The sequence below is a fragment of the Streptomyces sp. NBC_01197 genome, from assembly GCF_036010505.1.
Classification (GTDB): Bacteria; Actinomycetota; Actinomycetes; order Streptomycetales; family Streptomycetaceae; genus Streptomyces.
Genome location: NZ_CP108569.1, coordinates 3554840 through 3568034 on the forward strand (window position 1 = coordinate 3554840; position 13195 = coordinate 3568034).

General features: G+C 72.8%; 10 protein-coding genes. 2 read left to right on the forward strand and 8 right to left on the reverse strand.

The window, feature by feature from the left end; translation table 11 throughout:
- Positions 1 to 126: 126 nt before the first annotated feature.
- Positions 127 to 1575, forward strand: coding sequence for an FG-GAP-like repeat-containing protein (locus tag OG452_RS16165; protein ID WP_327296300.1), 1449 nt, complete (start codon positions 127 to 129; stop codon positions 1573 to 1575).
- Between the two features lie 115 nt (positions 1576 to 1690).
- On the forward strand, positions 1691 to 2644 hold the full coding sequence (locus OG452_RS16170) for a Yip1 family protein (RefSeq protein ID WP_327296301.1): 954 nt from the start codon (positions 1691 to 1693) through the stop codon (positions 2642 to 2644).
- A 95-nt stretch (positions 2645 to 2739) separates the two neighbouring features.
- Here OG452_RS16170 and OG452_RS16175 read toward each other — a convergent pair whose 3' ends face one another.
- From OG452_RS16175 to OG452_RS16210, 8 genes are all read right to left on the reverse strand, one after another.
- Positions 2740 to 4167 (reverse strand): NADase-type glycan-binding domain-containing protein, encoded by a 1428-nt coding sequence (locus tag OG452_RS16175; RefSeq protein ID WP_327296302.1) that lies wholly within the window; start codon positions 4165 to 4167, stop codon positions 2740 to 2742.
- Positions 4164 to 4739, reverse strand: coding sequence for a phage tail protein (locus tag OG452_RS16180; protein WP_327296303.1), 576 nt, complete (start codon positions 4737 to 4739; stop codon positions 4164 to 4166). Before OG452_RS16180 ends, OG452_RS16175 begins: the two co-directional genes overlap by 4 nt.
- A complete protein-coding gene (locus tag OG452_RS16185) occupies positions 4736 to 6694 on the reverse strand; it encodes a putative baseplate assembly protein (RefSeq protein ID WP_327296304.1) in 1959 nt (652 codons plus the stop codon). The genes OG452_RS16180 and OG452_RS16185 overlap by 4 nt, the downstream gene beginning before the upstream one ends.
- The gene (locus OG452_RS16190) at positions 6694 to 7131 is read right to left on the reverse strand and encodes a GPW/gp25 family protein (RefSeq protein ID WP_327296305.1); all 438 of its coding nucleotides are present in this window, start codon (positions 7129 to 7131) and stop codon (positions 6694 to 6696) included. Before OG452_RS16190 ends, OG452_RS16185 begins: the two co-directional genes overlap by 1 nt.
- A 1-nt stretch (position 7132) precedes the next feature.
- Positions 7133 to 9016: a VgrG-related protein gene (locus OG452_RS16195; protein WP_327296306.1), complete on the reverse strand. Its 1884-nt coding sequence runs from the start codon at positions 9014 to 9016 to the stop codon at positions 7133 to 7135.
- On the reverse strand, positions 9016 to 9753 hold the full coding sequence (locus tag OG452_RS16200; protein ID WP_327296307.1) for a CIS tube protein: 738 nt from the start codon (positions 9751 to 9753) through the stop codon (positions 9016 to 9018). The genes OG452_RS16195 and OG452_RS16200 overlap by 1 nt, the downstream gene beginning before the upstream one ends.
- 12 nt (positions 9754 to 9765) lie before the next feature.
- Positions 9766 to 10191 (reverse strand): phage tail protein, encoded by a 426-nt coding sequence (locus OG452_RS16205; protein ID WP_266855031.1) that lies wholly within the window; start codon positions 10189 to 10191, stop codon positions 9766 to 9768.
- Positions 10192 to 10290: 99 nt separating this feature from the next.
- On the reverse strand, positions 10291 to 11496 hold the full coding sequence (locus OG452_RS16210; protein ID WP_327296308.1) for a hypothetical protein: 1206 nt from the start codon (positions 11494 to 11496) through the stop codon (positions 10291 to 10293).
- Positions 11497 to 13195 lie beyond the last annotated feature (1699 nt).

A 13195-nucleotide genomic window follows, 5' to 3' on the forward strand; every position in this document is an offset into this window, starting at 1 on the left:
GCGGCCTTCCCTCTGCCGAACACCCGTACCCACAGCGGTTATTGCCGCATTTCCGGCACGGGGGTCCGCGCCCCTTCCGACTCGGTGCACCGCGCACCCCGTATGGCGCAGGAGAAGAAGACCCGCATGCACAGACAGCTCCGTACCGCCCTTGCCACCGCCGCGGCCGCCGCTCTCACCGGCGGGCTGCTCGTGGTCACCGCGAGCACCGCCACCGCGGCCACGCCCTCGGGCACCCGGGGGGACTTCAACGGCGACGGTTACCGGGACATCGCGGTGACCGCGCCGCTCGCCACCGTGAACGGCAAGTCGGGCGCGGGCTCCGTCTCCATCCTGTACGGCTCGAAGGCCGGCGCCGGCGCCGCCAAGATCCAGACGGTCAGCCAGGACAGCGCCGGGGTCCCCGGCACGGCCGAGAAGGACGACACCTTCGCCGGGGCGGTCTCGGCCGGTGACTTCAACGGCGACGGGTACGCGGACCTCGCGGTCGGCGCGCACGGCGAGGACGTGGGCTCGGACGTCGACGGCGGCTCGGTCACCATCCTCTGGGGCACGAGCGGCGGTCTCTCCGGCGGCACCAACGTCAAGGACCCGTCGGGCGGCAGCCATGACCACTTCGGCATGCTCATCGCGGCGGGCGACTACAACGGCGACGGCAGGGCCGACCTCGCCATCGGGTCCGACCAGAACGTGGTCGACATCTACCGCGGCGGCTTCACGAAAACGGGCGGCACCGGTGGCCACTACGCCGTCACCGCACCGGTTCGGAAGGTCCCGGGTACGGACTTCTACAACCTCACCCCCGGCGACGTGAACCACGACGGCCGCACGGACCTCGTCGTCGACGGGTACGAGACCGACAGCCAGGAGGGGTGGAACGCCAACTACTACCTTCCCGGCAGCGCGTCCGGGCTGACGCGCACCGGCGTCCAGAAGCTTCCGGCGGGCATCATCTCCGACATCGGTGATGTCAACGGTGACGGCTACGGCGACATCGTGATCGGCGCCCACTGGGACAAGGACATCCCCGGCGCGCACAAGGGCGGCGTCGTCAAGGTCGTCTACGGCACCGCGGGCGGCCCGGACGGCGGCCAGGACTCGGTCAACCAGGACTCCCCCGGTGTCCCCGGAGCTGGTGAGACCAACGACGCGTTCGGCTACGAGCTCTCGCTCGGCGACATCAACGGCGACGGCAAGGACGACGTCGTGGTGGGCGCCCCCGGCGAGGACCTGAACGGCATCGCCGACGCCGGCATGGTGACCGTCCTCTACGGCTCCACGGACGGTTTCGCCGCCACCGGCGCCCAGTCCTTGGCCCAGGACAGCCCCGGCGTCCCGGGCGACAACGAGAAGGGCGACGGCTTCGGCGAGGAGATCTACCTGGCCGACACCAACAACGACGGCAAGGCGGACCTGACGGTCGGTACCCCGCACGAGAACAACGGGGACGGCTACCTCGTGACGTTCAACTCGGACGGCACGAAGCTGGCCGCCACCGGCAAGGGCTACGGCCTGACCGCGGCCAAGGTGTCGGCAGCGGGTACTCCTCTGCTGGGCTTCGGAATGGCGGGCTGACCCCGCCCGGCCCCGGGGGGTTCTCCCTTAGGGGATGTCACAGGTCGGCCGCAAAGCCCGGCCTGTTCTCCCAGGTCCGGCACCCCGCCCACCGGAAGCAGGTACGTTCGAAAGCGTGGCTGGATTCAGGATCGGACGCGGCCGGGACAACCGCACGTCGCAACAGCACCCGCAGCGGCAGCAGCAGCGGGGACCGCAGCAGCAGCCGTACGGCAGGCAGGCACCGCCTCCGCCGTACGGCGGCCCGACGGCGCCCCAGCCGTCGCCTCAGCGTGCGCAGCAGCACCAGTGGCCCCCGCAGGCCCAGCAGCCTTACGGCGAGCCGGAGTACTTCGGAGAGCCGTACCAGGGGCAGGGGCCGGGTGACCCGTACCAGGGCGGGCAGGCCGGGTACGGCGGGCCCCCCGCGGGTCCGTATGCGAACAGCGCGGACAACCCCGGTCACACGCAGGCCTTCAGCATCGGCGAGGACCCGTACGGCGACGGCAACACCTACCGGGCCGGGCAGACCGCGGCCCCGCCCGCTGGTCCGCGCCTGCACTGGAAGGAACTGCTGCGGGGCATCGTGATGCGCCCGGGCCCGACCTTCTGGCAGATGCGCGACCACAAGATGTGGGGCCCCGCGCTCACCGTCACGTTCATCTACGGGCTGCTCGCGCTCTTCGGGTTCGACCAGGCCCGTGAGGACGCCGTCCACGCGACGCTGTCCAACGCCGTCCCGTACGTCCTGACGACCGGTGTCGCCTTCGTCATCGGCGCTCTGCTGCTGGGCGTGGTGACCCATACGCTGGCCCGCCAGCTCGGTGGCGACGGCGCGTGGCAGCCGACCGTGGGCCTCTCCATGCTGATCATGTCGATCACGGACGCACCGCGGCTGCTCTTCGCGGTCTTCCTGGGCGGCGAGAACGGCTTCGTCCAGGTGCTCGGCTGGGCGACCTGGATCGCGGCGGGCGCGCTGTTCACGTCCATGGTGAGCAAGTCGCACGACCTGCCCTGGCCGAAGGCGCTGGCCGCCTCGTCGATCCAGCTGATCGCGCTGCTGTCGCTGCTGAAGCTCGGCACGCTCTGAGGGCTCTCGCCCTGCCCGCTCACCACTGAGGCCACCCGGTACCGCTCCGGGTGGCCTCAGTGCTGTTACGGCTGTCGGTGCTGGTACGGAGCGTTTCAGGAAGCGGAGTCGGAGGAGCCGGAGCTGGCGCGTCCGAAGAACTCGACCTCCGCGATCGCGACCTGCTTCTTGGCCGAGATCCCGTAGCCGGTACGCAGGACGAAGCGGACCGCGGAGACCGATCCGACGCGGAACTCGATGTGCTGCGGGCCGCTGCCCTGGTCGAGGTTGATGTGCCGCTCGGCGATCTTGCCGTTCGCCTGGGTGATGTACGCGTCCAGACGGTGCGGCTGGGCGGAGTGCGCGAGGTCGGCGGCCTGGATGGAGATGCCGGGGGTGATGATGATGTCGAGCAGCCGGACCGGGTTCTGGAAGCCGGCCTGGAGCCACTCGCCCCTGCCGTCCTGCGAGACGCCGGGCTCCCAGTAGGTGTTGTTGAGCTCGTCGAACGCCTTCGACGCGCTGTGGCCGGTGAAGGACTTGGACGCGCTGTAGGAGTCGGGGGTGAGGGGGGCCCGCTTGGCGAAGTGGTCGCCGATCGCCTGGACCGCCGTGCCGGTGTTGAGCGCGCCCCAGATGATGAGCCCGAGGGCGGCGGCGCCCGCCAGCCAGCGCAGGATCCAGCCGAACCCGCTGCGCAGCCTGGGCCGGTCACCGGCCCACGGCACCTCGCGGTTCCCGCGGAACAGCCTGCGCCACCACGGAAGCCTGGCCGGACCCTCGGGACGCTCCGCCATGCTCATACCGCAGCGGCGGCAGAAGTGCCGGTCGGGCCGGTTGCCGGTGCCGCACCAGGGGCAGCCGTAGCCGCCGTCGCCGTCGGGCGCGGCGGCGGGCCCCTGGACGAGCGGCCGCGCGGCCTCCGGGCGGCCCGGCAGCACGGGCGAGACGGTGGGTGCCCCCGGCGTACGCCGTTCCGGGTCGGCGACCGGGATGAGCAGGGCGCGGGCGCGCTCGTTCGCGGCCGCCTCCGCGGCGGCCCGGGCCGCCTCGTCCTGCGCGGCGTGCGGGTCCCAGGCGGGGGCCTGCGCGTCAGGGCCGGGCGCCGGGGGGACCTGGCCCGCGGTGGCCGCACCTGCGTTGTGCGGGGCCGCGTAGTCGGGGGCGCCCTGGGAGGGGGCTCCCTGGCTCGGGGCTCCCTGGGACGGGATCCCGCCGGCCGGTGCGGGCGGACCCTGGGCACCACGGTCGTCCGACGCCGCACGGTCACCCGCGCCGGGCGTGCCCGGTGCGTCCTGCCGCGCGCTGCCGCCATCCCGTACGGCCGGGGTCGGCAGGGTGCTCGGCTCATCGTCGTCGTCGGCCGCAGCGGCCGGGGGCGGGTCCGCGGCGGCGGCTGCCCGTTCGCCCGGGGACCAGCTGAGGACGGCGCCGCAGCCCTCGCAGAAGGAGTGGCCGGGAGTCGAAGGCGTACCGCACTCGGCGCATGTGCGGGTCCGCTCCCGCATTTGTCCCGGGTCGGCGCCTGGGGGCTGAGTGGTCATTTGCCGGGGGTCCTTTCGGCCGCGGTCACCTGGACCGTGAAGGGCATATGGGCGGGGCGTGCGGCTTCTACGAGGCTCTCCAGCCGGTGCTGGTCGCCGGGGGCCGGGTCGGGCAGCACCAGCGACACGCGCAGGCTCGGACGCCGGCCGCCGGGGACGGGCCCGAGCGGGCGGGCGTCCCAGTCGGCCGCGCCGCTCTCGGTGATCACCGGCTCGACGCCGAACGTCAGCCGGACCGCCTCGGCGAGACCGCGCCGGGTGCCACGGATGCGGTGCAGATGGGCGGCGGCGGCCACGGCGGCCCGGAGTACGGCTTCGCCCTCCGGGCCTCCGGCGCGTTCGGCGCCTTCCGTCTCGGCGCCGACCCAGTCCCCGAGCCAGCGGGCGAAGTCGATGGGCGCCAGCGACGGGGTGAAGTAGGAGTCGAGGCAGTCGAGCACGTTGTGGATCGGGGCGAGCACCTCGTCGAGACCGGCGACGAAGCGCTGCGCGAGGTCGTCGTCGGCGAAGACCGCGGGCAGCATCAGGCCCAGCGGCGCCGAGGAGCCAAGGCCGTCGACCGAGCCCCTCATGATCCGTCCCCGATGACCCGGACCCGGTGGTCGAACGAGAAGACCAGCGCCGGGGCTTCGAGGTCGATCCGCTCGGTCGCGTCGCCGCGCTTGCCGGTCAGCGGGTCGGCCGGGTGCAGCAGCACCTGGTCCACCAGCTCCACGCCCGGCACCCGTTGCAGGACCGCGAATATCTCGCCGGACTGCACCGGACGCCCGAACGGCCACCCGGTGCCGTGGGCGCCGCCGGTCAGCGGGTCGAGGTGCCGGTAGAGCGCCTCGTGCGCCTGCCGCCTGACCTTGTCGGTGTCGGCGCCGCGGAACGCGTGCACGGTCGCGACGACGGTGATGCCCTGGTAGTAGGGCGGGCCCACGGCCAGCCGGGTGCCCAGCAGCCGCCGCTCGTCCAGATAGCGGGTGATCCGCTCCAGCAGCGCGTCCCCGGGCACGAGCTGCTCGAAGCGCAGCCAGCCGCCGGGGTCCGGCACCGCCTGCGGCACGACCAGGACACGTACGGCGTGCGCGCCGTGCTCGTCGGAGTCGCCTTCGAGGCAGGTGATCCGGGCGGTCTCCGGGGCCGCGCGCCGGGCCAGCTCCTCGTAGTCGCGCAGGGTCACCGCGCGGTCCTGGGCGCGAAGCGTGATCGGCGCGCGGGCCTTGGCCTCCTCGACGGTCTCCCCGTCGACACCGCCCCTGGCGGCCTCGCGGTTGATGACCTCGGAGACGTACGGGACGGAGTTGCGCAGCACCTGCACGGCACCGCGTGCGACGTTGCCGGCCCGTCCGCCGCCGGTCCGGTAGGCGCGGGCACGGATGACTGCGCCCTTCGGCGGCACCGCACCGTACTGGCGCAGGGTGCCGTCGGCCTCGCGTACGGAGGGGCCGAAGGCGATCTCGCCGGTGGCCGCGTCGAGCGTCAGGTGCCGGTCGTCCGGGCCGGACGCGGCGAAGTGCGGGACGACGTGCCAGTCGGTCCAGCCGTCGCGCTCGGCGATCTGGAGGTTCAGCGGCGGTACGTCACCGACGACCGGGGCGGCGGCGAGCCGCAGCCGCTGGCCGGGCAGCCCGGTGGACTCCCCCAGCGCCTCGTCGCTCACGGTCTCCGCGTGCACGGCGCCGGTGGTGCCGCCGATGGTGAACCCCTCGGCCGACCGCACGGTGGGCGAAGTGGTGTAGAAGGGCTGCCCGGTGACGGGTTCGGTGACCCGGCAGCGCAGCCAGCCCGCCTCGCGGCGCCCACTGCGGGACCTGGTGTGGCCACCGGGTATGTGCAGGACGACCTCGCCGGGGCGGTTGAGGCCGCCGGTGCCGTCCCGGTCCACCTCGCAGGCGGTCCAGCCGTCCTCGGTCCACGCCTCCCAGACCAGCGGGGGCTGCCGGGGATCGACACCGACACCGTCGACGCGGCTGTCGAGGGTCAGCGCCACGGCGCAGTGCGGCACGGCCGAAGTGAGCCCGAACATCAGGCAGTCACCGGGCTTCGGCGACTCGGAGAAGCAGAGCAGGTCCTTGCCCTCGGCCAGCTCGTCCGTACGGTCGACGGCGGTCTCGCCGGTGCGGTGGACCACCAGGTAGGCCAACTCGCAGGAGAAAATGGTGAGTTCGCGCTCGGTGGCGAAGACGACGGCCTCCTCGCTCTCCGTACGGGCGGTGGCGACCTCTGTGCCCACGGGCAGCCGTACCGCATCTTCCAGCGGCGCCGACAGCCAGAAGGTGACGTCGGTGCGCGCGGCCGACGGCGGGAAGAGGGTGATGCCGATCAGGTCGAGGAAGGCGAGGTGGTTCTTCTCGGGGACGCGGTTGAGCCGGTAGACGATCTGGTCGGCCATGTGGGCGACCGTTTCGACGAGCGTGACCCCGGGGTCGGACACGTTGTGGTCCGTCCACTCCGGGGCGCGCTGCTGGATGTAGCGCTTGGCGTCATCCACGAACTGCTGGAAGCGGCGGTCGTCGAGGTGGGGAGAGGGCAGTGCCATCAGCGTTCGCTTTCGGTGGCCGGTCCCGCATCCGAGGACGGCTCGTCGTGGGAGGGAATGACGTAGAACGGGAAGACCAGGCTGCGCGGGTTGTTGGTGCCGCGGATCGAGTACCGGACGTCGATGAAGAGCACGCCCTGCTGGTCTCCGGCGCTGACCTCCACGTCCTCCACCTCGATGCGCGGCTCCCAGCGGTCGAGGCTCACGTACACCTCGTGCTGGATGCGGCCGGCCGTCGCCTCGTTGACGGGGGCGAAGACCATGTCGTGGATGGCGCAGCCGAAGTCGGGGCGCATCGGCCGTTCACCCGGGGCGGTGGCGAGGACGAGCCGGATCGCCTCCTCGACCTCGCGCTCCCCGCTGACCATGGCGATGCCACCGGTGGGGCCGATACGGAGCGGGAACGCCCAGCCGGTGCCGACGAATTGCTCTGCCATGTCAGACCACCGGCAGGTCGTTGGCGGTGACGACGCCCGCCATCATCACGGTGGCGGCCTTGATGCCGATGTTCGCGATCGCGCTGAGCTGGAGGCTGCCCTCACCGGAGATGGTGGCCAGGCCGACGGCGTTCAGGCCCAACTCGCCTCCCGCTTCCATGTTCAACGCGCCGACGGCCTTGGCATTGATGATCGACCCCTGCATGTCGAGGATGCCCCCGCTCCTGATCGAGATCTTGCCGCCCGCCTTCAACGAAAGGTCCTTGCCCGCCTCGACGGACACCGACCGGGTGCCCTTGATGGTGACGGAGCCCTTGCTGTCGATGGTTATCTCGGTCTTGGTGCGGTCCAGGTTGATGGTAAGCCGGTCGTCGCCGCTGCTGATACGGACCCCGCGTTTGCCGCCCACCCGTTCGTCGAGCAGGTCGACCCGGTTGCGGTTGCGGTCGGCCAGCGTGTGGCGGGTGGCCCGGCCGCTGGTGCGGTCGTACGGCTGGACGTCGTTGCTGCCCGGCTTGTCCTTGCCGTTGTAGAGGCCGCCGATCACGAACGGGTGGTCCAGGGCGCCCCGGTCGAAGCCCACCAGCACCTCGTCACCGGCGTCGGGCGCGATGATGCCGCCGCCCTTGAACCCGCCGAACTGCACCGTACGGGTCCAGTCGCTGGTGTACGTGTCGTCGAGCCACGGGAAGCGCAGCTTGACCCTGCCCTGCTTCAGCGGGTCCTTGATGTCGGTGACCAGCGCGTTGGCGACGCTGGGCAGCCGGGCCGACGGGCTCTGGCCGCCCGATGTGAGCCCGTACAGCGAACGCCACTGGCGGCCGCTGACCGTCAGGAACGTCTCGTAGTGCCGGCCGTCGCCGAACGAGTGGCGGGCGGCGGTCACCGTGTACTTGCCCTCGAACGGGTCGCCGACATCGGCGAGCGCGACCGGGACGCCGGGCCGCAGCTTGGGATTGCCGCGGACCGTCACCTCCAGCTCGGCGAAGGCCGCGGTGATGTCGTCGGCGAGGGCCGAAGCCGCGTTCTTCACCTCGTTCTGCTTGTCGTACGGGGTGTCCGTCTCGACGATGGTCGCGGGCCCGAACTTGCTGCTGGCCTTCGCGGGCGTGGTCCCGATGGAGATCCCCGGGTTGGACGTGGCGGGCGACTTGCCGACGATGTCGCGCTTGGCCGTCACGTCCCAGCCGCGCGCCTCGGCGGTGGCAACCTGGTCGGCGGAGGTGACAGCGGCGCGGCAGCGCAGGATGTCGACCCCGGACTCCAGGACGTACGGGCTCTTCTCACTCGGCGTGCTGACCGGCGGGGCGCCGGACGCCTTGTCGGCCTTGGCGAACTGGAACTCGCCCTCGGAGTCGACGGACATCACCCGCTCGTTCTCGTCGGCGAGCCGGCACAGGAAGTCCCAGTCGGTGACGTTGGCCTGGGTGATGTACTCGTAGATGCCCTTCGTGGCGTCGATCTTGCCGATCTTCAGACTGTCCTGACCGGCGAGCTTGCGCGCGATGTCGGACGCGGTCATGTTCCGGTACCCGACCACCCGCCGCTGCCGCAGCATCCGGTGGCCGCCGTCGTAGCCACGGATGACCGTCATGGTGCCGGTGCCGTCGTAGTCGACCTCCAGGCCGGTGATCTCACCGGTGATCAGCGGGGACTGGGCCCCCTGGCCGTCGGCGACCGGCGCGATGACGATCTTTTTGCCGATGTCGGCGCCGGAGTCGGAGAGCACCTTCTTCTTGGGGTCGCGGAAGGTGAGCTGGAAGGAGCCTGGCACACCCGCACCGAAGTCGACCCACCCGGCGACGAGGAGCGATGCGAGCTCCTTCGTCAACGGCGCCCCGCCGATGGTGACATGGAGGACATTGGAGTAGCCGATCTTGGTCATCAGTGGCCGACCTCTTCGGCGGCGGGGAGCATGAGTTCGGTGCCCGGGCTCAACTGCCCCGGGTCGTCGATGCCGTTGGCCTCGGCGATGGTCCGCCAGACGGTGGCGTCCCCGTACTCGCGCCAGGCGAGGAACTGGAGCGAGTCACCCGCGACGACCCGGTGCACCCGGCGTGCGGTGAGCGCGCCCGACGTGGGGTTCTGCCCGGCGGTCTTGCTCGGGATCTCGTGCAGATGCACCTGGCAGGTGGCGCGGATCGGGACACCCGTGGTGCTGAAGAGGCTGTACGAGGCGTCGACCGAGCTGACGTACGCGGTGAAGCGCGCGGTGGAGAAAGCGCCCCACTGGAAGACCACCCACGGTGTCGACGGCTGCTTCGCCGCGATGCTGGCCGAGGTGACCTCGCAGCAGGAGAAGAGCGCTTCGACGTTCTTGCGGACGTCGTTGCTGTCCGGCTCGTCCGAGGTGTCCAGGAACACCTCGACGGTCATCTCACGGGGTTCGGGCCCCATGAACTCCGGCACAGCGCCGTCGCGCACCGCCGCCGTGGGGGTCGTCTTCCACTGGGCGCGGCGGCTCAGCGCCAGCTGGGACGGGTTGAAGTCGAAGTTGAACGTGCGGATCAGCCCGCCCGGCGTGGTGCTGTAGCCGACGGGCGGCTGGTGGATCGCGAGCGTCGCACGTACCAGGCTCTTGCCCGCGCCGCCCTTACCGCCCTTGCCTCCGGTGCTCGCCATCTGCGCTGCCCCCTAGTCCGTGAATCCGTGGTGGGTGATCTCCAGCGTCTCGACGGCCACCGAAGGGTTCGACGGGTTCAGCGACGGACCCCGCCAGCTCACCGGCAGCACATCGATCAGTCCCCAGCGGGCCACCAGCGAACCGTCGGCGCGCAGCGCGGAGATCTGCGCGGTGGGCCGGGTGACACCGGTGGTGATGGAGGAGATCCAGGCCGCGACCTTCGAGGTGTCCGGGGTGAGCGGGCGGGTCAGCGTGATGTTGGAGAAAGTGACCCGGGACGGCAACTGCCAGACGAAGCCGTTGTTGCCGCCCTCCTGCCGCTGCTCGATCTCCACCTGGGAGGAGAGCCCTTCGCAGCCGTTGAACGTGCCCAGGCTCTCTCCGTCGATGGACAGGCTGAAGAAGATGGTGGAGCCGGGATCCTGGTCCTGGGGCATCGGGTGCGGCTTTCCTTCCTGCGGGTCGGTGCGGGTGGTGCGGTGCTGCTGTGCTGCCGGGTGGTGCTGTGGTCCTCAGTGGTGCGGTTGCTGTCGCCGTCAGCGCCGGGGGTCCCGGAGTCTGCCGATCCGTTCACGGTCCATGCGCAGCTCCGTCCTCAGCAGCCGGGTGAGCGGGCCCATCAACCGGTGGGTGAGCTCGTCCACCTGGCCGTCGGACAACTCCCGTGCGTCGAACCTGTTCCCGGACGCCTCGGTGGAACCGTCGCAGCGGGGACCATTGTTGAGGATCGGCGGAACCGCACTGTACGGCGGGGGGCTGTCGGGCCGCTCGGTGTACGGGGGCGGAGGTGCGCCTCCACCGCCGTTGCCGCTGCCACTGCCGCCGTTGCCGCTGCCGCCCGATGTGCTGTGGGCAGTGACATTGACGGCCGAAAGCTGCGGCGGCGCGGGCACGGATGGCTTGACCAGTGCGGGAGGGCCGCCTGGCGCCCGCTGCACCGGCAGCGCGGCGGACGCGGGCCCGGCGGACGCACTGCCGAGACCGACCACGCGCGTGGCGGCCTGGCGCCCTGCGGCGTCCGGTACCGGTACGGCCCCCGGCGTGGGCAGCGTGGTCCGGGCCGTGAGCGGGGCCGGCGGTGCGGGCATGGCCGGTGCGGTGGGTGCGGAGGGTGTGCTCTGGGTGCTCTGTGGAGCGGCCGCGCGCTGCACGGGCAGGGATGTGAGGGCCTGGGCGACACCGCCGGCCCCGAGGCCGTCGACGCCGTGCCGTGCCGGAGCACCTTCCTGGCGGACGGAGTCCGGGGCACGGCTCACGGCCGCCGGTCCCAGCGGTACGGGAGTCACGGGGCCGCCCGGAACCGATGCGCGCTGCAGGGCCTGCGGCACCGGCACTGCGGCGGACTGCTGGGCGGACTGCCGGGCGGACGGACCACCGGGAAGAGCCACCGAAGGCACCGGGCCCGACAGACCGGCCGAGCGCTGAACGGGACGAACCACGGGAGTCGTAGCGGCGCCCGCAGCAGGCACGTCGGCCGCAGCGGCCGCGCTGCCCAGCGGTGCGGTCCCACCGGATCCCGGCAGGGACACGGCGCGGCGCTGGACCACCGGCTCACCCGAGCGGGTGGGCCGGACCACGGGGTGAGCCGCTGCGGAACTCCCGGGCGCCGGGGCCCGGTTCGGCTCCGGCGCCGGGGCGCGGTTCGGCTCCGGCACCGGGGCACGGTTCGGCTCCGGCATGGCGTGCGGTACGGGCATACCGGGCGCGGCGGAACGCTGGACGGCCGGCGCAGTGCCGGACACCGAGCGGTCATCCGGCAACGGGAGAGCCGGGACAGGGAGGGAAGGGACAGAGCGGCCCGGCACAGGGAAGCCCGGGGCTGCGAGTTCCGGGACTGCGAGTTCCGGGACTGCGAGTTCCGGGACTCGCGTTTCGGGCGCGACGGAGCGGAGCGGGGCGGCGGCGCCCGGAGCGCTCCGACGCTGCACGGCGCCCGACGGCTCGGCCGGCGGCCGCACGGCGCGGGCTGACGCCAGAGGGCGTACGGCCGGACGGGGCGCACTGGGGGTCCGGCGCTCCGGCGGCGCGGTGGCGGCGGGGGTCGGCCCACCGGCGGCGCGCTGCACGACCCGGGGGGCCGCTACCGGCCCGACATCGTTGCCGGGGGCGGGGGTTGAAGGCGCGTCGGCGGCTGCCCGGCCAACCGGTACAGCTGCGGAGGGGGGCGTGGAAGCGGACATGGACGGGGGCGCCGGTGCGGACGCGGGTGCTGGCGCTACGACCTCCGCGCCCCCCACGCCGCTCCCGGCGGATCCGGCATCCTGACGGCTCGGAGCCGGAGCAGCGGAGGACGTGGCCGACCGCTGTACGGGCGCCGGAACAGCATTGCCACCCGGAGCGCCTCCCTGCTTACGCTGCAACGGAGTTGGCCCCTTCACCTCGCCCCCGACCGGCCGAGCCCCGTCCGGCGGCCCGGCCAGCGGCGCGCCGAGCAGCGGCCTGCGACGGGGAGCGGAGGACGGCGAGGCGGGCGTGGCCGCAGTGCCGGCCCCGCTGCCGGTCCCGGTGGCCCCGCTTCCGCTCCCGGTCGCACGCTTCTGTACGGGGACGGACGACGATTGCGACTGGGGCTGGGAGTCAGCCGGGCTCTGGGCCTTCGGCCGGCCCTGAGGCCGGGCCTGGGACTGGGGCCGGGAAGCCTCGACCGGCGGGCCGGACGGCGTCGAACGCTGCGGCTCCGGGGCCGACGTGGGCGGCCCGAGCCTGCTGGAGCGGACCGGCTGTGGCGTCTCGGGCACTCCCGGGCCGCCCCCCGCACCACTCCGTACCGGCGCACCGAGCCCGGAGGCGCGGCCGGGCCCCTGGGTCGCCGCGCGCTGAACGGCGGCGGGACCGGTCTGCGCCCTTACCGCACGATCGGGAGCCATGGACCGCTGAACGTCACGTTCCGGCACGGCACTTCCCGCCGCGGGGCTCCCGGTCGGTTCCGTACCACTGACGCCGGCCTCATCGGGCGTGGGCGTGCTCCTCGGCACTGCGCCCCCGGCAACCGGCCCGACAGGACCAGCGGGCGGCACGGACGGCGCGGAGGACGGCACAGGCCCCGCCGAACCCGCCGGACCTGACGGCGCCGCAGCCGGAGACGAACCAGCCGAACCGGCAGGCCGGGACGGCAACTTCGACGGAGATTTCGACTTCGACAGCTGTACGGGAGGCCGCGCAGGCGTGGACGGCACAGGCGTGGACGGCGCGGACGTGGACGGCACAGGCGTGGACGGCGCGGACGTGGACGGCACAGGCGTGGACGGCGCGGGCGCTGACCGTCGTACCGGTGCTCCCGACGTTGCTGCCGCGCTTCCCGGCACGTCCCCGGCCTGCCCGGAAGCGGCGGGGCCGGCGGCACCCCGCGCCGGGGGCCGGGCCGCAGTGCTCGCGCGCTGGACGGGGCGCGCACCAGGGTCGACGCCCCCCGCCGGACCCGGACCCGGACCCGGAGCGGGG

Coding starts and splice junctions, on each gene's coding strand:
- OG452_RS16165 (WP_327296300.1), top strand. CDS start 127: ATGCACAGACAGCTCCGTACCGCCCTTGCCACCGCCGCGGCCGCCGCT.
- OG452_RS16175 (WP_327296302.1), bottom strand. CDS start 4,167: ATGACCACTCAGCCCCCAGGCGCCGACCCGGGACAAATGCGGGAGCGG.
- OG452_RS16180 (WP_327296303.1), bottom strand. CDS start 4,739: ATGAGGGGCTCGGTCGACGGCCTTGGCTCCTCGGCGCCGCTGGGCCTG.
- OG452_RS16185 (WP_327296304.1), bottom strand. CDS start 6,694: ATGGCACTGCCCTCTCCCCACCTCGACGACCGCCGCTTCCAGCAGTTC.
- OG452_RS16190 (WP_327296305.1), bottom strand. CDS start 7,131: ATGGCAGAGCAATTCGTCGGCACCGGCTGGGCGTTCCCGCTCCGTATC.
- OG452_RS16195 (WP_327296306.1), bottom strand. CDS start 9,016: ATGACCAAGATCGGCTACTCCAATGTCCTCCATGTCACCATCGGCGGG.
- OG452_RS16200 (WP_327296307.1), bottom strand. CDS start 9,753: ATGGCGAGCACCGGAGGCAAGGGCGGTAAGGGCGGCGCGGGCAAGAGC.
- OG452_RS16205 (WP_266855031.1), bottom strand. CDS start 10,191: ATGCCCCAGGACCAGGATCCCGGCTCCACCATCTTCTTCAGCCTGTCC.